At 62.4% G+C, this 18,423-nt stretch carries 13 protein-coding genes and 3 tRNA genes; 7 read left to right on the top strand and 9 right to left on the bottom strand.

Annotated elements, in window-relative coordinates:
- The first annotated feature begins 44 nt into the window (after positions 1-44).
- The 6 genes from SD196_RS10975 to fabI are packed head-to-tail and all read left to right on the top strand — an operon-like array spanning position 45 to position 8,269.
- Positions 45-1,874 (top strand): extracellular solute-binding protein, encoded by a 1,830-nt coding sequence (locus SD196_RS10975; protein ID WP_416311441.1) that lies wholly within the window; start codon positions 45-47, stop codon positions 1,872-1,874.
- A complete protein-coding gene (locus SD196_RS10970) occupies positions 1,871-3,730 on the top strand; it encodes an extracellular solute-binding protein (RefSeq protein ID WP_416311440.1) in 1,860 nt (619 codons plus the stop codon). Before SD196_RS10975 ends, SD196_RS10970 begins: the two co-directional genes overlap by 4 nt.
- Positions 3,730-4,812: a microcin C ABC transporter permease YejB gene (locus tag SD196_RS10965; protein WP_275607609.1), complete on the top strand. Its 1,083-nt coding sequence runs from the start codon at positions 3,730-3,732 to the stop codon at positions 4,810-4,812. Before SD196_RS10970 ends, SD196_RS10965 begins: the two co-directional genes overlap by 1 nt.
- Before the next feature lie 4 nt (positions 4,813-4,816).
- Positions 4,817-5,836 carry an ABC transporter permease gene (locus SD196_RS10960; protein ID WP_275607610.1) on the top strand — a complete coding sequence of 340 codons (1,020 nt, stop codon included), beginning with the start codon at positions 4,817-4,819 and terminating at the stop codon, positions 5,834-5,836.
- Position 5,837: 1 nt separating this feature from the next.
- Positions 5,838-7,451: an ABC transporter ATP-binding protein gene (locus SD196_RS10955; RefSeq protein WP_370601315.1), complete on the top strand. Its 1,614-nt coding sequence runs from the start codon at positions 5,838-5,840 to the stop codon at positions 7,449-7,451.
- Between the two features lie 20 nt (positions 7,452-7,471).
- Positions 7,472-8,269: an enoyl-ACP reductase FabI gene (gene fabI, locus SD196_RS10950; RefSeq protein ID WP_370601314.1), complete on the top strand. Its 798-nt coding sequence runs from the start codon at positions 7,472-7,474 to the stop codon at positions 8,267-8,269.
- 87 nt (positions 8,270-8,356) lie between these two features.
- Here fabI and SD196_RS10945 read toward each other — a convergent pair whose 3' ends face one another.
- The 9 genes from SD196_RS10945 to SD196_RS10905 form a co-directional block, all read right to left on the bottom strand.
- Positions 8,357-10,243, bottom strand: coding sequence for a SurA N-terminal domain-containing protein (locus SD196_RS10945; RefSeq protein ID WP_331314154.1), 1,887 nt, complete (start codon positions 10,241-10,243; stop codon positions 8,357-8,359).
- A gap of 225 nt (positions 10,244-10,468) precedes the next feature.
- A complete protein-coding gene (gene hupB, locus SD196_RS10940) occupies positions 10,469-10,741 on the bottom strand; it encodes a nucleoid-associated protein HU-beta (RefSeq protein WP_003087931.1) in 273 nt (90 codons plus the stop codon).
- A 136-nt stretch (positions 10,742-10,877) separates the two neighbouring features.
- Entirely contained in the window at positions 10,878-13,274 is a 2,397-nt protein-coding gene (lon, locus tag SD196_RS10935) for an endopeptidase La (protein ID WP_416311439.1), read from the bottom strand.
- 133 nt (positions 13,275-13,407) lie between these two features.
- A complete protein-coding gene (clpX, locus tag SD196_RS10930) occupies positions 13,408-14,688 on the bottom strand; it encodes an ATP-dependent Clp protease ATP-binding subunit ClpX (protein WP_207888318.1) in 1,281 nt (426 codons plus the stop codon).
- Between the two features lie 108 nt (positions 14,689-14,796).
- Complete coding sequence (gene clpP, locus SD196_RS10925; protein WP_041711910.1) at positions 14,797-15,435, bottom strand: ATP-dependent Clp endopeptidase proteolytic subunit ClpP; 639 nt, start codon at positions 15,433-15,435, stop codon at positions 14,797-14,799.
- 93 nt (positions 15,436-15,528) lie between these two features.
- Positions 15,529-16,839 (bottom strand): trigger factor, encoded by a 1,311-nt coding sequence (tig, locus tag SD196_RS10920; RefSeq protein WP_416311438.1) that lies wholly within the window; start codon positions 16,837-16,839, stop codon positions 15,529-15,531.
- Positions 16,840-16,981: 142 nt separating this feature from the next.
- Positions 16,982-17,066 (bottom strand) — tRNA-Leu (locus SD196_RS10915).
- 52 nt (positions 17,067-17,118) lie between these two features.
- Positions 17,119-17,194: transfer RNA gene (locus SD196_RS10910), tRNA-His, on the bottom strand.
- Between the two features lie 29 nt (positions 17,195-17,223).
- A tRNA-Arg gene (locus SD196_RS10905) sits at positions 17,224-17,300 on the bottom strand.
- Positions 17,301-17,563: 263 nt separating this feature from the next.
- Here SD196_RS10905 and folD point away from each other — a divergent pair.
- On the top strand, positions 17,564-18,418 hold the full coding sequence (folD, locus tag SD196_RS10900) for a bifunctional methylenetetrahydrofolate dehydrogenase/methenyltetrahydrofolate cyclohydrolase FolD (protein WP_416311437.1): 855 nt from the start codon (positions 17,564-17,566) through the stop codon (positions 18,416-18,418).
- The last annotated feature ends 5 nt before the right edge of the window (positions 18,419-18,423 follow it).

Genomic DNA, 18,423 nt, shown 5'->3' with positions numbered 1-18,423 from the left:
TGTACGGAGCCATTCGCCCAGCCAAGGATCGGACCCTACGCCCGATGCGTCGCCTGCCCCTCCTGCTCCTCGGCCTGCTGCTCAGTCTGCCCGCTTCAGCCCAGATCACTGAAAGCCACGGCTACGCACAGTTCGGCGACCTGAAATATCCCGCCAGCTTCGACCATTTCGACTGGGTCAATCCCAAGGCTCCCAAGGGCGGCACCCTGCGTCTGATGGGCCTGGGGACCTTCGACACGCTCAATCCCTATACCTTCAAGGGCAGCCCGCCGATCAGCACGGCCGACTTCCTGCAGTACGGCGTCAGCGAGCTGAACGAGCCACTGATGGTCGGTACCGGCCTCTATGACCCGTCGGGCGACGAGCCCGCCTCCAGTTACGGCCTGATCGCCGGCAGCGTGGAGTACGCCGAAGACCGCAGCTGGGTGGTATTCAACCTGCGTCCGCAGGCACACTTCCACGACGGCAAGCCGATCACCGCCTACGACGTGGCGTTCTCCTATCGCACCCTGCTCAAGCACGGGCATCCGATGTACCGCACCGCGCTGCAGGAGGTGCAGCGGGTCGATATCCTCTCGGCCCAGCGCATCCGCTTCGTCTTCAAACGCCACGACAACCCGCTGCTGATCCTGCGCCTGGGCGAAATGCCGGTGCTGCCGCAGCATTACTGGAAGAATCGCAACTTCCAGGCCACCACCTTCGAGCCGCCCCTGGGCAGCGGTCCCTACCGGATCAGCGAAGTCAGCCCTGGCCGGCGACTGGTGTTCGAGCGGGTGAAGGACTGGTGGGGCGCGGACCTGCCGGTCAATCGCGGCAAGTACAACTTCGACCGCGTCGAGGTGGAGTTCTACCGCGATGCCGGTATCGCCTTCGAAGCCTTCAAGGCCGGCGAATTCGACTTCTACATCGAGCACCAGGCGAAGAACTGGCGCAGTGCCTATCACTTCCCGGCGCTGCGCCGGGGCGATGTGGTTCGCGCGGAAATCCCGCACAAGATTCCCACCCAGACCCAGGCGCTGTTCATGAATACGCGCCGTCCGACCTTCGCCGATCGCCGCCTGCGCGAAGCCCTCGGCATGATGTTCGACTTCGAGTGGACCAACCGCGCGCTGTTCAACGACGCCTACGTGCGCGCCAGCAGCTACTACCCCAACAGCAACTTCACCGCCACCGGTGTGCCCCAGGGCCAGGAGTGGCTGCTGCTCTCCCCCTACCGCAAGCAATTGCCGGAGGAGCTGTTCACCCGTCCCTTCACCGTACCGGTCACCCAGGGCCATGGCATTCCAAGGGAAACCCTGCGCCACGCATTGGGTCTATTGGCCGACGCCGGCTGGAAACTCTCCGGCGACCGCCTGCTGGACGCCAGCGGCAAGCCCTTGCGTTTCGAAATCCTGCTGGTCAACCCGAGCCTGGAACGGATTCTCCAGCCATACCGCGAGAATCTCTCCAGCATTGGTATCGATGCGCGCTTGCGTACCGTGGACCGAGCCCAGTACAAACAGCGTCTGGACCAGTTCGACTACGACATGATTCTGATGACCCTGCCCCAGACCCTGAGCCCCGGCCTCGAACAATGGCAGTACTTCCACTCCAGCCAGGTGACGGTGAAGGGCAGCAAGAACTATGCGGGCATCGCCAACCCCGTGGTGGACGCGATGCTCGACAAACTCCTCGGCGCCACCGACCGCGACCAGCAGGAAGCCGCCGCCCGCGCCCTGGACCGGGTGCTGCTCTGGCAGCACTACAGCATTCCCAATTGGTACCTGAACAAGCATCGACTGGCGTACCGCAACCGCTTCGCCTTCGTCACCACGCCGCCCTACACCCTGGGCCTGCGTGCCTGGTGGCAGAAAAATCAGGAGAACACCCTATGAAGAGCCCCCGCCGCGCCGCGCTGTTCGCCGGCCTGTTGCTGGGACTGCTGGGCAGTGCGCAGGCCGCGCCGCAGCACGCCATCACCCTCTATGACGAAGCGCCGAAGTACCCGGCCGACTTCAAGCACTTTGACTTCGTCAATCCGAACGCACCCAAGGGCGGCACCCTGCGTCTCTCCGACTTCGGCGGGTTCGACAGCCTCAACCCCTTTATCGCCAAGGGCAACTCCGCGCCGCAGATCAACCTGATCTACGACACCCTCACCTTCCACTCCCTCGACGAGCCCTTCACCGAATACGGCCTGCTTGCGGAAAAGATCGAGAAAGACCCGGAGCACCGCTTCGTGCGCTACTTCCTGCGCCCCGAGGCGAAATTCCAGGACGGCACGCCCGTCACCGCCGAGGACGTGGTGTTCACCTTCGAAACCCTGATGAAGGACGGCGACCCGATGTACCGCAACTACTACGCGGACGTCGACAAGGTGGTGGCCGAAGACAAGCTGCGCGTGCGCTTCGACTTCAAGCACGGCAACAACCGTGAGCTGCCGCTGATCCTCGGCCAGCTGTCGATCCTGCCCAAGCACTGGTGGGCCACCCGCGACTTCAACAAGACCGGCATGGAGCCGCCGCTGGGCAGCGGTCCGTATCGCATCACCAAGGTCGACGCCGGCCGCTCGATCCGCTACGAGAAGGTGAAGGACTGGTGGGGCGAGAAGCTGCCGGTGAACCGCGGCTTCAACAACTTCGACGCAGTGGTGGTGGACTCCTACCGCGACCTCACGGTCGCCCTGGAGGCGTTCAAGGCCGGGCAGTTCGACTTCAACGACGAGCGCATCGCCAAGAACTGGGCCACCGCCTACGACTCCCCGGCGGTGCGCGACGGCCGCATCGTTCGCGAGGAGCCGGTCAACGGCAACCCCTGGGGTATGCAGGGCTATGCCTTCAACCTGCGCCGTCCGGTGTTCCAGGACCCGCGCGTGCGCGAAGCGATCACCCAGTTGTTCGACTTCGAGTGGACCAACAAGCAGCTGTTCTTCGGCTCCTACCTGCGTGACGGCAGCTACTTCGAGAACTCCGAAATGGCCGCGCACCAACTGCCCGACGCCGAGGAGTTGAAGATCCTCGAACCCCTGCGCGACAAGCTGCCGTCGCAGGTCTTCACCCAGGTCTACGTGCCGCCCACCAGCGACGGCAGCGGCATCATCCGCGATCAGAAGCGCAAGGCCTACCAGTTGCTGCTCGATGCCGGCTACAAGATCGAGAACGACAAGATGGTCGGCCCCGACGGCAAGCAGCTGAGCTTCGAGTTCATGCTCGCCCAGGCCGACTTCGAACGCGTGCTGCTGCCCTTCAAGCGCAACCTCGCCGAGCTGGGCATCGACATGCAGCTGCGCCGGGTCGACGTCTCGCAGTACGTCAACCGCCTGCGCTCGCGGGACTACGACATGATCGTCAGCAGTTGGCCGCAGTCCAACTCTCCGGGTAACGAGCAACGCGAGTTCTGGCACTCCAGCAGCGCCGACAAGCCCGGCAGCCGCAACTTCATCGGCCTGCGCGATCCGGGCATCGACGCCCTGGTGGACCAGTTGATCAACGCCGACTCCCGCGAGAGCCTGGTACGCCACGCCCGCGCCCTCGACCGCGCGCTGCTCTGGGGCCACTACGTGGTGCCCAACTGGTACCTGGGCACCTGGCGCATCGCCTACTGGAACCGCATCGCCCACCCGGAGAAATTGCCGCCCTACGGCTATGCGCTGATGACCTGGTGGCAGGCCCGTGACCAGGCAGTGCCGACCAAGACCGACGCCACCGCACAGGCCCCGGCGAATGACGCCCAGGCAGAGGACGCGCACTGATGCTCGCCTACATCCTGCGGCGTCTGCTGCTGATCATCCCCACCCTGTTTGGCATCCTGCTGATCAACTTCATCATCATCCAGGCCGCCCCCGGCGGTCCGGTGGAGCAGATGATCGCCAAGCTGGAGGGCTTCGACGCCGCCAGCGGCGGCGCCACCGGACGCATCTCCGGCGGCGGCGGCGAAGTCGCCTCGGCCGGCTCGCACTACCGCGGCGCCCAGGGCCTGGACCCTGAGCTGGTGAAGGAAATCGAGCGCATGTACGGCTTCGACAAGCCGGCGCCCGAACGCTTCTGGATCATGCTCAAGAACTACCTGCACCTGGACTTCGGCCAGAGCTTCTTCCGCGACGCCAAGGTCACCGACCTGATCGTCGAGAAGCTCCCCGTCTCCGTCTCCCTCGGGCTATGGAGCACGCTGATCATGTACCTGGTGTCGATCCCACTGGGCATCGCCAAGGCGGTTCGCCATGGCAGCCACTTCGACGTCTGGACCAGCTCGGCGATCATCATCGGCTACGCGATTCCGGCCTTCCTCTTCGCCATCCTGCTGGTGGTGCTATTCGCCGGAGGCAGCTACTGGGACTGGTTCCCCTTGCGCGGATTGACCTCGAACAACTTCGACGAGCTGAGCCTGGGCGGCAAGATCCGCGATTACTTCTGGCACCTGGCCTTGCCCATCACCGCGCTGGTGATCGGCAACTTCGCCACCATCACCCTGCTGACCAAGAACAGTTTCCTTGACGAGATCGGCAAGCAGTACGTGGTCACCGCCCGCGCCAAGGGCCTCACCGAGCGCCGCGTGCTCTATGGCCACGTGTTCCGCAATGCCATGCTGCTGGTCATCGCCGGCCTGCCCTCGGCGCTGCTGGGCATCTTCTTCACCGGCGCCCTGCTGATCGAGGTGATCTTCTCCCTCGATGGCCTCGGCCTGCTCAGCTTCGAGGCGGCGCTTAACCGCGACTACCCGGTGGTGTTCGGCACGCTGTTCATCTTCACCCTGTTCGGCTTGATCATGAAGCTGGTCAGCGACGTCCTCTACACGCTGGTCGATCCGCGCATCGACTTCGAGAACCGGGAGTAAACCGATGCGCCTGTCTCCCATCAACCAGCGCCGCTGGGCGCGCTTCAAGGCCAACAAGCGCGGCTGGTGGTCGCTCTGGCTGTTCCTCGTGCTGTTCATCGCAAGCCTGGGCGCCGAGCTGATCGCCAACGACAAGCCGCTGGCCATCCGCTACGACGGCAACTGGTACTTCCCGGTGGTCAAGCGCTATCCGGAAACCGCCTTCGGCGGCGAGTTCCCCATGGAGGCGAACTACAAGAGCCCCTACATGCGCGAACAGATCGCGCAGAAGGACGGCTGGATTCTCTGGCCGCCAATCGCCTACAGCTACGACACCATCAACTACGACCTGCGCGTCCCCGCCCCCTCCCCGCCCACCCGCGAGAACTGGCTGGGTACCGACGACCAGGCGCGCGACGTGCTCGCGCGGGTGATCTACGGCTTCCGCATCTCGGTGCTCTTCGCCCTCACCCTCACCGTGCTCAGCTCGATCATCGGCGTCACCGTGGGCGCCCTGCAGGGCTTCTACGGCGGCTGGATCGACCTGCTCGGCCAACGCTTCCTGGAAATCTGGTCGGGCCTGCCAGTGCTCTACCTGCTGATCATCCTCGCCAGCTTCGTGCAGCCGGGTTTCTGGTGGCTGCTGGGAATCATGCTGCTGTTCTCCTGGATGAGCCTGGTGGACGTGGTGCGCGCCGAGTTCCTTCGCGGCCGCAACCTGGAGTACGTGCGCGCCGCGCGGGCGCTGGGCATGCGCAACGGGGCGATCATGTTCCGTCACATCCTGCCCAACGCGATGATTTCCACCCTGACCTTCATGCCGTTCATTCTCACCGGCGCCATCGGCACCCTGACCTCGCTGGACTTCCTCGGCTTCGGCCTGCCTGCCGGCGCACCCTCGCTGGGCGAGCTGGTGGCCCAGGGCAAGTCCAACCTGCAGGCGCCCTGGCTCGGCATCAGCGCCTTCGTGGTGCTGGCGGTGATGCTCAGCCTGCTGGTGTTCATCGGCGAAGCCGCCCGTGATGCCTTCGACCCGAGGAAGTGAGATGACCCACAGCGAAAACCTCATCGAAATCCGCGACCTCTCCGTGGACTTCCTCTGCGGCAACGAGACGGTCCATGCGGTCGAGAAGATCAGCTTCGACATCCGCAAGGGAGAGACTCTGGCGCTGGTGGGCGAAAGCGGCTCCGGCAAGTCGGTGAGCGCCCACTCCATCCTGCGTCTGTTGCCCTACCCCACGGCCAGCCATCCCAGCGGCAGCATTCACTACGCCGGCAAGGACCTGTTGAAGCTGCCCGAAAGCAAGCTGCGCGGCATTCGCGGCAACCGCATCGCCATGGTGTTCCAGGAACCCATGACCTCACTCAACCCGCTGCACACCATCGAGAAGCAGATCGGCGAAGTCCTGGCCCTGCACAAGGGCATGAACACCACCCAGGCGCGGGCGCGCACCCTGGAGCTGCTCGACCTGGTCGGCATCCCCAACCCGGCCAGCCGTCTGAAGGCCTACCCGCACGAGCTCTCCGGCGGCCAGCGGCAACGGGTGATGATCGCCATGGCGCTGGCCTGCGAACCGGAACTGCTGATCGCCGACGAGCCAACCACCGCGCTGGACGTCACCGTGCAGCTGAAGATCCTCGACTTGCTGCGCGATCTGCAGCAGCGCCTGGGCATGGCCTTACTGCTGATCACCCATGACCTCAACCTGGTACGCCGCATCGCCCACCGCGTGTGCGTCATGCAGCACGGCTGCATCGTCGAGCAGGCGCCCTGCGAAACCCTGTTCGAGTCGCCCCAGCACCCCTACACCCGGGAACTGCTGGGCGCGGAGCCCAGCGGCAATCCGGCCGACAATCCACCCGGCCCGGCGCTGCTGGACGTGAACGACCTGCGGGTCTGGTTCCCGATCAAGAAAGGCGTGTTCCGCCGCACCGTAGATCACGTCAAGGCGGTGGACGGCATCGATTTCAGCCTGCCCCGTGGGCAGACCCTGGGCATTGTCGGCGAGAGCGGTTCAGGCAAGTCCACCCTGGGCCTGGCCATCCTGCGCCTGATCAACAGCCGTGGCGGCATCCGCTTCGAGGGCAACGACCTGGAAGGCATGAACCAGAGCCAGGTACGCCCCTTGCGGCGCGAAATGCAGGTGGTCTTCCAGGACCCCTTCGGTAGCCTCAGTCCACGCATGTCCGTGGGCCAGATCGTTGGCGAAGGCCTGGACATCCACGACATTGGCACGCCTGAAGAGCGCGAACAGGCCATCATCGATGCGCTGACGGAAGTCGGCCTTGATCCGGATACCCGACACCGCTACCCCCACGAATTCTCCGGCGGACAGCGGCAACGCATCGCCATCGCCCGCGCGCTGGTGCTCAAGCCGGCGCTGATACTGCTGGACGAGCCAACCTCGGCACTCGACCGCACCGTGCAACGTCAGGTGGTGGAACTGCTGCGCCGGCTGCAGGCCAAGTACAACCTGACCTACCTGTTCATCAGCCACGACCTCGCGGTGGTCAAGGCGCTGAGCCATCAGCTGATGGTGATCCGCCATGGCAAGGTGGTCGAACAAGGCTCGGCGCAGCAGGTCTTTTCCGCGCCGCAGCACGCCTACACGCAGCAACTGCTGGAAGCCGCCTTCATGGTTCCGGCGCAACCCCACTGAGACCGGAAGGAGGACCACCCGTGGGATTTCTTGCAGGTAAACGCGCGCTGATCGTCGGCGTCGCCAGCAAACTCTCCATCGCCTCCGGCATCGCCGCCGCGATGCATCGCGAAGGCGCGGAGCTGGCGTTCACCTACCAGAACGACAAGCTCAAGGGGCGCGTCGAGGAATTCGCCTCCGGCTGGGGCTCCCGCGCCGAGCTGTGCTTCCCCTGTGACGTCGCCAGCGACGCCGATATCGAAGCGGTGTTCACCGAATTGGGCAAGCACTGGGACGGCCTGGACATCATCGTCCACTCCGTGGGCTTCGCCCCCAGCGACCAGCTCGACGGCGACTTCACCGAGGTCACCACCCGCGACGGTTTCAAGATTGCCCACGATATCAGCGCCTACAGCTTCATCGCCCTGGCCAAGGCTGGCCGCGGCATGATGAAAGGCCGCAACGGCAGCCTGCTGACCCTTTCCTATCTCGGTGCCGAACGTACCCTGCCCAACTACAACGTGATGGGCATGGCCAAGGCCAGTCTGGAAGCCGGCGTCCGCTACCTGGCCGGCAGCCTCGGCCCGGAAGGCACGCGGGTCAACGCCGTCTCCGCCGGCCCCATCCGCACCCTGGCCGCCTCGGGGATCAAGAGCTTCCGCAGGATGCTCGCCGCCAGTGAACGGCAGACACCCCTGCGCCGCAACGTGACCATCGAGGAGGTCGGCAACGCCGGCGCGTTCCTCTGTTCCGACCTGGCCAGTGGCATCAGCGGTGAAATCCTCTATGTCGACGGTGGCTTCAACACCACCGCCATGGGGCCGCTGGAAGACGAGTGATTCCTTTCCCCCGCCCATGAAAAAAGGCCGCATCTGCGGCCTTTTTTTTTCCGACACCAGGCTGCTGAAGGCAGCCCGGGTCGATCATCACTTGGCGTTGTCGAATTTCTCGACTTTCGCCTGCGCCTCCAGTTGGCGGCGGAAGGCAGCGAAGTCTTCCTGGCCACTGCGCGACGCGAGGAAGCGCTGATACATGGCCTTCTCTTCGTCGGTCATCTTGGCTTCCGGCTCGCTGACACCGGAGAGGCGCACCAGCACGAAGTCGCCATTGGGCAGCGCCACGCCGGACAGGCTCGGCTTGTCGGCCGAAGCCGGATGCGCCATGCGGAATACGCTCTGCAGCACGACCGGCTCGACGCCTTCCTGGCTGCGGGAAGCGGCTTCCACCACTTTCCAGCTCTGACCTTCCTGATCCTGGTTCAGCGGAGTCTTGCCATCGCGCAGACTGGCAAGCAGCGCTTCACCGCGAGTCTTGGCATCGGCAGCGGCGTGTTCCTGCTGCAGACGGGTGCGGATGGTCGTGCTTACCTGCTCCAGGGTTTCCTGCTCAGGCTTGTGATGCTCCTTGACCCGCAGCACGACCACGGTATCCGGATCCAGCTCGATGGCGCCGCTGTTGGCACCGTCTTCCATTACCTCGGGGCTGAACGCCGACTGGATGACCTGGCGGTTCGCGGTCACGCCCTCGCCGCCTTCGCGACCGAACGGTTTGCTGGTCTGTACCTTCAGCCCCATGTCCTGGGCCGGCTGGGACAGATCGGACGCCTCGTAGGCGGCGCTTTCCAGCTGCTTGGTAGCATCGACGAAGCGCTGCTCGACGAGCTGGGTCTTCACTTCCTGCTCCAGCTTCGGCTTCAGGCTGTCGAAGCTCGGAACGTCCGGCGCCTCGACGCCCAACAGCTTGATCAGGTGCCAACCGTAGGGGGTTTTCACCGGGGCCGAAACCTCGTCCTTCTTCAACGCATACAGTGCGTCTTCGAAGGCCGGGTCATACACACCACGGCCGGCGTAGCCCAGATCGCCACCATTGGCAGCGGAACCGACATCGTTGGACAGCTCTTTCGCCAGCTTGGCAAAGTCCTCGCCCTTGTCCAGGCGGGCCTTGATCTCGTCAATCTTGGCCTTGGCCTGCTGGTCGTTCTGCTTGTCGTTCACCTCGATCAGGATATGCGCGGCGTCACGCTGCTCGGCGAGACCGGCGATTTCCTTCTGGTACAGGGCATCGAGGTCTTCCTTCTTCACTGAGACCTGATCGAAGAAAGCGGACTTCTTCAGCTCGACGTAGTCGATGGTGACCTGCTCGGGGGTCATGAACTCGGTGCTGTGGGCGTCGTAGTACGCCTTGATCTCGCTGTCCTCGACCTTGCTTTTGGACGGATCGGCCTTGAGGGTCAGGGTCGCGAAGTCACGGGTTTGCTTCTCCAGGCGGGCGAAGGCCTTCAGCTCGTCGTCGGTGACGAAGCCGGTGCCCGCGATGCCCGCACGCAGTTGGCCGATCAGCATTTCCTCGCCGAACATCTGGCGGAACTGCATGCGGCTGTAGCCCATCTGGCGAATGACCTGGTCGAAGCGGTCAGCGTTGAACTTGCCGTCCACCTGGAACTCCGGGGTCTGCAGGATCAGTTGATCCAGCGCCTGCTGCGAGAAGGCGAACTTGTCCTTCTGGGCCGCCTGCAGGACCAGCTTGCGCTCGATGAGCGACTTCAGTGCGGAGTCCTTGAGCAACTTGTCGTCGAGCATGGAGGCATCGAAGTCCTTGCCCAGACGCTGCATCAGCTGGCGACGCTGCATGTCCACGGCCTGCTGCACCTCAGGCAGACCGATGTCGTCACCATTGACCTGAGCGGCGACGTTCTCGTGGTGGGTTGCGCGAATGATCTGATCGAACCCGGTCAAAGCCATGAGGACAACGATCACCCCCAGGATGGTCTTGGTGATCCAACCCTGAGAATTGTCCCTGATGTTTTGCAGCATGCGGCCCCCGAACGCGGCCACGGCCTGCCGTCAATGGCGGCGCGGCGTGGAAAAGGCGGATATAAGAAAGGCGCATCCGAGGATGCGCCTTCTCGTAACTGGTGGAGCTTGCGGGCATTTGCCCGTGACCCCTGACGAGTCCTACCAGCCAAAGCCCGTAGGGTCGTCGCTCCGTGATCGACTCAACCGAAGCTGAGCCGATCCAGGTCTAGTCCAAAAAGACGCTTAGTTTACAGCATCCTTGAGGGCTTTACCGGCCTTGAAGCCCGGGATCTTAGCAGCAGCGATCTTGATCGGCTTGCCGGTTTGCGGGTTACGACCGGTGCGAGCAGCACGCTCTTTCACGGCGAAGGTGCCGAAGCCGACCAGTACGACGGAGTCACCAGCCTTCAGGGCGCCAGTTACAGACTCGATCACCGCGTCCAGAGCGCGACCGGCAACAGCTTTCGGGATATCAGCAGATGCGGCGATAGCATCGATCAGTTCCGACTTGTTCACTCTAAGTCCCCTTATTTCTGTTGAGTATGTTTCTATGTGTTAGGTGTAAGCAAAAGCAGGTGCTGGTTTGCCAACTGACAAAGCAAGTGCCGCTTTATAACAAGGGCTCAAAAACAGTGTCAAGAAAGCCCCCCAACTAATGCGTGCTGATTCGCTCCTTGGAATCAGACTCGCGTTTCTCATCCTTTGCAACCATCTCGGGAGCCGCATCGGGCAAGGGCTCCGGCGCGTATTGCAGCGCAATTTGCAGGACCTCGTCAATCCATTTAACCGGTTTAATAACGAGATCGGCCTTAATATTATCCGGAATTTCCCTAAGATCTCGGACATTTTCCTCAGGGATGATCACGGTCTTGATTCCACCCCGGTGCGCAGCCAGAAGTTTTTCCTTCAGGCCACCAATGGCCAGCACCTGACCCCGCAGGGTGATTTCACCCGTCATGGCAACATCGGCCCGTACCGGAATCTGGGTAATGGCAGAGACCAGCGCGGTGCACATGCCGATACCGGCGCTCGGACCATCCTTCGGCGTAGCGCCTTCGGGCACGTGAATATGGATATCGTGCTTTTCGTGGAAGTCCGCCGGAATCCCCAGGCTCTTCGCCCGGCTGCGCACAACGGTCAGCGCGGCAGTGATGGATTCGGCCATCACGTCGCCCAGCGAGCCGGTCTTGGTCAGCGCGCCCTTGCCGGGAACGATGGCCGACTCGATGGTCAGTAGCTCGCCGCCCACCTGGGTCCAGGCCAGGCCGGTCACCTGACCGATCTGATCCTGCTGCTCAGCCAGACCATAGCGGAACTTGCGCACACCCAGGTAGTTTTCCAGGTTTTCCGGAGTCACCTTGGCGTCGATACGCTTGGCCTTGATACCCTCCTTCACCGCCTTGCGGCAAACCTTGGCGATCTGGCGTTCCAGGCTCCGCACACCGGCTTCACGGGTGTAGTAGCGAATGATGTCGCGGATCGCCGCCTCTTCGAAGGTCAGCTCGCCCTTCTTGAGACCATTGGCCGCAGTCTGTTTTGGCACAAGATATTTCGAAGCGATGTTGACCTTCTCGTCTTCGGTGTAGCCCGGCAGACGAATCACTTCCATGCGGTCCAGCAGCGGCGCCGGAATGTTCATGGAGTTCGCCGTGCAAAGGAACATCACGTCGGACAGGTCGTAGTCGACTTCAAGATAGTGATCGTTGAAGTTGTGATTCTGTTCCGGGTCGAGGACCTCCAGCAGCGCCGAAGCCGGATCACCGCGCATGTCGCTGCCCATCTTGTCGATCTCGTCGAGCAGGAACAGCGGGTTGCGCACGCCCACCTTGGTCATCTTCTGGATCAGGCGACCGGGCATGGAGCCGATATAGGTACGGCGGTGACCGCGGATTTCAGCCTCGTCACGCACGCCACCCAGGGCCATGCGCACGAACTTGCGGTTGGTGGCGCGAGCGATGGATTCCGCCAGCGAGGTCTTGCCCACGCCGGGCGGACCAACAAGGCAAAGCACCGGCCCCTTGAGCTTCTTCACGCGCTTCTGCACGGCGAGATACTCGAGAATGCGTTCCTTGACCTCTTCCAGGCCGTAGTGGTCCGCATCGAGGATGTCCTCGGCCTTGTCCAGGTCGTGGCGCACCTTGCTCTCGGCCTTCCACGGCACATTCACCAGCCAGTCGATGTAGGAGCGCACGACGGTGGCTTCGGCCGACATCGGCGACATCTGCTTGAGCTTGTTCAGTTCGGCAGTGGCCTTGGCCATGGCCTCCTTGGTCAGGCCGGCGGCGTCGATGCGCTTCTTCAGCTCCTCGACTTCGTTGTGGCCTTCGTCGATGTCACCCAGCTCCTTCTGGATGGCCTTCATCTGCTCGTTCAGGTAGTACTCGCGCTGGCTGCGCTCCATCTGCTTCTTCACGCGGCCGCGGATGCGCTTCTCGACCTGCAGGAGGTCGATTTCGGCATCCAGCATGGCGAGCACGTGTTCGACACGGGCGGACAGCTCGGTAATCTCGAGGATTTCCTGCTTTTGCTCGATCTTCAGCGCCATGTGAGCAGCCATGGTATCTACCAGGCGGCCGGGTTCATCGATGCTGTTGAGCGAGGACAGAACCTCCGCCGGGACCTTCTTGCCCAGTTGTACGTACTGCTCGAACTGGCTCAGCAGGCTGCGGGTGAAGACTTCGGACTCGCGCTCGCCAATGGAAGCCTCGTCAATGATCGAAACTTCCGCGCGGCAGTAGGCTTCCTCATCGATGAAGCGCTCTACCTGGCCGCGCTGCTCACCCTCGACCAGCACCTTGACGGTGCCGTCGGGCAGCTTCAGCAGTTGCAGGACAGTGGCCACGGTACCCATGCGATACAGGCCGTCTGCACCCGGGTCGTCGTCGGCCGGGTTCTTCTGCGCCAGCAACAGGATCTGCTTGTCGCCGGTCATGGCGGCCTCGAGGGCCTCGATGGATTTCTCACGGCCCACGAACAGCGGGATGACCATGTGCGGATACACCACTACGTCACGCAGGGGGAGCAGGGGCAACTCGACGAGTGTTTTCATGATATTCGGCTCTACAGCGGCACTTGGCCAAAACGATGGGATTGGACCCTTCGGCCTAAGATGGGGTTAGGACTGGGAAAAAACAAGCGCGGTAGATGGGAAGAAAAAAGGGGCCCTAGGGCCCCTTCTGGTTTCAGGCGTCAGGTGCAGCCTTGGCCGGCTGCTCGCTGTTCTCGTAGATCAGCAGCGGTTGGGAGGAGCCATCGATGACGCTTTCATCGATAACCACCTTGCTGACCTCGGTCTGCGAGGGGATCTCGTACATGGTATCCAGCAGGATGCCTTCGAGGATCGAACGCAGGCCACGGGCTCCAGTCTTGCGGTCCAGCGCCTTGCGGGCCACGGCCTTGAGCGCGTCCGGACGGAACTCGAGGTCCACGCCTTCCATTTCGAAGAGCTTGGCGTACTGCTTGGTCAGCGCATTCTTCGGCTCGGTCAGAATCTGCATCAGTGCAGCCTCGTCGAGCTCGTCGAGAGTCGCGATGATCGGCAGACGACCGACGAATTCCGGAATAAGACCGAACTTCACCAGATCTTCCGGCTCGACCTCACGCAGCGCCTCACCCACCTTCTTGCCTGCTTCCTGACTGCGAACTTCGGCGTTGAAGCCGATGCCGCCCTTGGTGGAACGGTTCTGGATGACCTTTTCCAGGCCAGCGAACGCGCCACCGCAGATGAACAGGATGTTGCGGGTGTCGACCTGCAGGAACTCCTGCTGCGGGTGCTTGCGGCCACCCTGGGGCGGCACGGAGGCCACGGTGCCTTCGATCAGCTTCAGCAGGGCCTGCTGTACGCCTTCGCCGGAAACGTCACGGGTGATCGAGGGGTTGTCCGATTTGCGCGAGATCTTATCGATTTCGTCGATGTAGACGATACCCATCTGGGCCTTCTCGACATCGTAATCGCACTTCTGCAGCAGCTTCTGGATGATGTTCTCGACATCCTCGCCCACGTAACCCGCCTCGGTGAGGGTGGTCGCATCGGCGATGGTGAACGGAACATTGAGCAGGCGCGCCAGGGTCTCGGCCAGCAGCGTCTTGCCCGAGCCGGTCGGCCCGATCAGCAGGATGTTGCTCTTGCCCAGCTCGACGTCGTCCTTGCGCTCACGCTGATTCAGACGCTTGTAGTGGTTGTAGACCGCTACCGCCAGCACTTTCTTCGCACGTTCCTGGCCGATCACGTACTGATCGAGGATGGTGCGGATCTCTTTCGGCGCCGGAAGCTTGTGCGCACTGCTCTCTGCCTGTGCCTCCTGCACCTCCTCGCGGATGATGTCATTGCACAGGTCGACGCACTCGTCGCAGATAAAGACCGAGGGGCCGGCAATCAACTTGCGCACTTCGTGCTGGCTCTTGCCGCAGAAGGAGCAATACAGCAGCTTGCCGTTGTCCTCGCCGTTGCGGGTGTCAGTCATTCGATCGTTCCAATCGGGGATATACGTGAAGGACAAGATGAAGGCATTCGCAGGCATTTTCAAGCCCGCGAAGCGGCCGGATTACCGGCCGCGGTATTGCGGAGAAACTCAGCTGGCGGAAGGACGCTGAGTGAAGACCTGGTCGATCAGGCCATAGCTGACCGCCTCTTCGCCGCTCATGAAGCGGTCGCGATCGGTGTCACGGGCGATGACGTCCAGCGGCTGGCCAGTGTGGTGCGCCAGCACCTGGTTCAGGCGCTCCTTGATGAAGAGGATTTCCTTGGCGTGGATCTCGATGTCCGAGGCTTGGCCCTGGAAGCCGCCCAGAGGCTGGTGGATCATCATGCGCGAATGCGGCAGGCAGTAGCGCTTGCCAGCGGCGCCGCCGGCCAGCAGCAGGGCGCCCATGCTGCACGCCTGACCCACGCAGATGGTGGACACGTCGGGCTTGATGAACTGCATGGTGTCGTAGATCGACATGCCAGCAGTCACGGAGCCGCCCGGGGAGTTGATGTAGAGGTGGATGTCCTTGTCCGGGTTCTCGGCCTCGAGGAACAGCAGCTGGGCAACCACCAGGTTGGCCATGTAGTCCTCGACCTGGCCGACCAGGAAGATGATCCGCTCCTTCAACAGGCGCGAATAGATGTCGTAGGAACGCTCACCGCGGGCGGATTGCTCCACCACCATCGGCACCAGACCACCAGCAGCCTGGATGTTCGGAACTTGCGGCATATAAGGATTATGCATGTCCGACGATCACTCCCTAATAAAAAGTCATGTCTCTATAGACGCACAAGCCAGCCCGAAGGCTGGCTTGTGACAATCGAACGAAGCGATGGATCAGGCCGCTTGCGGAGCTTCAGCAGGCTTGACCGCGTCTTCGTAGGATACCTGCTTGTCGGTCACATTGGCCTTCTGCAGGACAGTATCTACAACTTGTTCTTCCAGTACAACCGAGCGAACTTCGTTAAGTTGCTGGTCATTTTTGTAATACCAGGCAACAACTTGTTCCGGCTCCTGGTAAGCGGAAGCCATCTCTTCGATCATTTCGCGAACGCGGGCTTCGTCAGCCTTCAGTTCGTGCTGCTTGACCAGCTCGGCGACGATCAGACCCAGCACAACGCGGCGCTTGGCCTGCTCTTCGAACAGTTCGGCCGGCAGTTGGTCAGGCTTGATGTTGCCACCGAACTGCTGGACAGCCTGCACGCGCAGACGGTTGACTTCGTTGCCGATCAGGGCCTTCGGAACTTCGATCGGGTTGGTCTCGACCAGACCTTCCATCACCTGGTTCTTCACCTTGGATTTGATGGCCTGACGCAGTTCACGCTCCATGTTCTTGCGAACTTCGGTGCGGAAACCTTCCAGAGTGCTTTCCTTCACGCCGAACAGAGCGAAGAACTCTTCGTTCAGTTCCGGCAGCTTCGGCTCGGCGACGCTGTTGACGGTAACGGCGAACTCGGCGGCTTTGCCAGCCAGGTCCAGGTTCTGGTAGTCCTCAGGGAAGGTCACGTTCAGAACACGCTCTTCACCGGCCTTGGCGCCGACCAGGCCTTCTTCGAAGCCCGGGATCATGCGGCCGGAGCCCAGCACCAGCAGGGTGCCCTTGGCGGAGCCGCCAGCGAAGGCTTCGCCGCCGATCTTGCCGACGAAGTCGATGTTCACCTGGTCATCGTTCTGAGCGGCGCGGTCAACGGCCTCGAAACGGGTGTTCTGCTTGCGCAGGATGTCCAGCATGTTGTCGAGGTCGGCGTCGGCCACCTCGGCCTGCAGGCGCTCAACCTTGATGCCGTCGAAACCGGCAACCTGGAACTCGGGGAAGACTTCGAAAGTAGCCACGTACTCGAGGCCCTTCTCCTTTTCGAACACTTTCGGCTCGACGGACGGAGCACCGGCCGGGTTCAGCTTCTGCTCGACCACGGCTTCGTAGAAGGTTTCCTGGATCAGGTCACCGAGAGCTTCCTGACGAGCGGAGGCTTCGTAGCGCTGACGGATGACGCTCATCGGCACCTTGCCGGGACGGAAGCCGGGAACCTTGGCGCGACGAGCGGTCTGCTGCAGACGCTTGTTGACTTCGGTCTCGATGCGCTCGGCCGGCACGCCAACGGTCATGCGGCGCTCAAGAGCGGAGGTGCTTTCAACGGAAACTTGCATGGATATTCCTCGTGGCACAGACGTAAGCCGGTCCTCCCGGCTCCCAGAATCAAGGGCAAGCATTCTAGTAGCTAGAAATGCAGAAGTCACCAAGACCGGAAGCTGCGGGAATTCACGGATGCGAGAGCTAATGGAGAGAAGATGGTGCGGACGGAGAGACTCGAACTCTCACAGCTTGCGCCACTGGAACCTAAATCCAGCGTGTCTACCAATTTCACCACGTCCGCAGGGAACCGCAGAAACGAAAACGCCAGGCTTTAGGCCTGGCGCTTCGGAATATGGGGTGGACGATGGGAATCGAACCCACGACACCAGGAGCCACAATCCTGTGCTCTACCAACTGAGCTACGCCCACCATATTACATGCTTGTACCGAACGCCACATGGCGCACCCGGCAGGACTCGAACCTGCGACCATCCGCTTAGAAGGCGGATGCTCTATCCAGCTGAGCTACGGGCGCTTTAGTGGCTGCAACCCTTGCTTAGCAGATCAGTGGAAACCACTGAACCGGTTTGCACTACCTTCTGCTTTCGCTTCGGGCTGTGCTCGGCAAGCGGGGCGCATGTTATCGATGCGCCCATACCTCGTCAACAACTTTTTTAAAAAAAATTCAAAGAGATAAAGGAGTTACGGCAAATCGAGGGTGCCTGCCTTTGCCTTATGAAGGCAGCGTGCGAAAATGCGCGCCATCTTTTCACCCGCCTTAATGGTTATCCCCCCGACATGACTGCAAAACTGATCGACGGCAAAGCGATCGCCGCCAGCCTCCGCCAGCAGATTGCCCAACGCGTCAATGAACGCCGCCAGCAAGGACTGCGCATCCCCGGCCTGGCTGTGATCCTGGTCGGCAGCGACCCCGCCTCTCAGGTCTATGTCGCGCACAAGCGCAAGGACTGTGAAGAGGTAGGCTTCCTCTCTCAGGCGTACGACCTCCCCGCCAGCACCACCCAGCAAGAGCTGCTGGCCCTGATCGACCGCCTGAACGCCGATCCGGCCATCGACGGCATTCTGGTCCAGCTCCCCCTCCCCGCCCACCTCGATGCCTCCCAGCTGCTGGAGCGCATCAGCCCGGACAAGGACGTGGACGGTTTCCACCCCTTCAACATCGGCCGCCTGGCCCAGCGCATCCCGCTGCTGCGCCCCTGCACCCCGAAGGGCATCATGACCCTGCTGGAAAGCACCGGCGTCGACCTGTACGGCATGGATGCAGTCGTAGTGGGCGCTTCCAACATCGTCGGTCGCCCCATGGCGCTGGAACTGCTGCTGGGCGGCTGCACCGTCACCGTGACCCACCGCTTCACCCGCGACCTGGCCGACCACGTGCGCCGTGCCGACCTGGTGGTCGTGGCCGCCGGCAAGCCGGGCCTGGTCAAGGGCGAGTGGATCAAGGAAGGCGCCATCGTCATCGACGTGGGCATCAACCGCCAGGCTGACGGCAAGCTGGTGGGCGACGTGGAATATGACTTGGCCGCCGAGCGCGCCAGCTGGATCACCCCGGTTCCGGGCGGCGTCGGCCCGATGACCCGCGCCTGCCTGCTGGAAAACACCCTGTACGCTGCCGAACACCTGCACACCTGAGTTCG

This window comes from Pseudomonas macauensis, from assembly GCF_047902425.1.
GTDB lineage: Bacteria > Pseudomonadota > Gammaproteobacteria > Pseudomonadales > Pseudomonadaceae > Pseudomonas.
Note: the sequence above shows the minus strand (reverse complement) of the source record. Positions and strands in the feature narration are given on the sequence as shown.

Coding starts and splice junctions, on each gene's coding strand:
- lon (WP_416311439.1), bottom strand. CDS start 13,274: ATGAAAACACTCGTCGAGTTGCCCCTGCTCCCCCTGCGTGACGTAGTG.
- clpP (WP_041711910.1), bottom strand. CDS start 15,435: ATGCATAATCCTTATATGCCGCAAGTTCCGAACATCCAGGCTGCTGGT.
- tig (WP_416311438.1), bottom strand. CDS start 16,839: ATGCAAGTTTCCGTTGAAAGCACCTCCGCTCTTGAGCGCCGCATGACC.
- folD (WP_416311437.1), top strand. CDS start 17,564: ATGACTGCAAAACTGATCGACGGCAAAGCGATCGCCGCCAGCCTCCGC.
- SD196_RS10945 (WP_331314154.1), bottom strand. CDS start 10,243: ATGCTGCAAAACATCAGGGACAATTCTCAGGGTTGGATCACCAAGACC.
- SD196_RS10960 (WP_275607610.1), top strand. CDS start 4,817: ATGCGCCTGTCTCCCATCAACCAGCGCCGCTGGGCGCGCTTCAAGGCC.
- SD196_RS10970 (WP_416311440.1), top strand. CDS start 1,871: ATGAAGAGCCCCCGCCGCGCCGCGCTGTTCGCCGGCCTGTTGCTGGGA.
- SD196_RS10975 (WP_416311441.1), top strand. CDS start 45: ATGCGTCGCCTGCCCCTCCTGCTCCTCGGCCTGCTGCTCAGTCTGCCC.
- SD196_RS10955 (WP_370601315.1), top strand. CDS start 5,838: ATGACCCACAGCGAAAACCTCATCGAAATCCGCGACCTCTCCGTGGAC.
- SD196_RS10965 (WP_275607609.1), top strand. CDS start 3,730: ATGCTCGCCTACATCCTGCGGCGTCTGCTGCTGATCATCCCCACCCTG.
- clpX (WP_207888318.1), bottom strand. CDS start 14,688: ATGACTGACACCCGCAACGGCGAGGACAACGGCAAGCTGCTGTATTGC.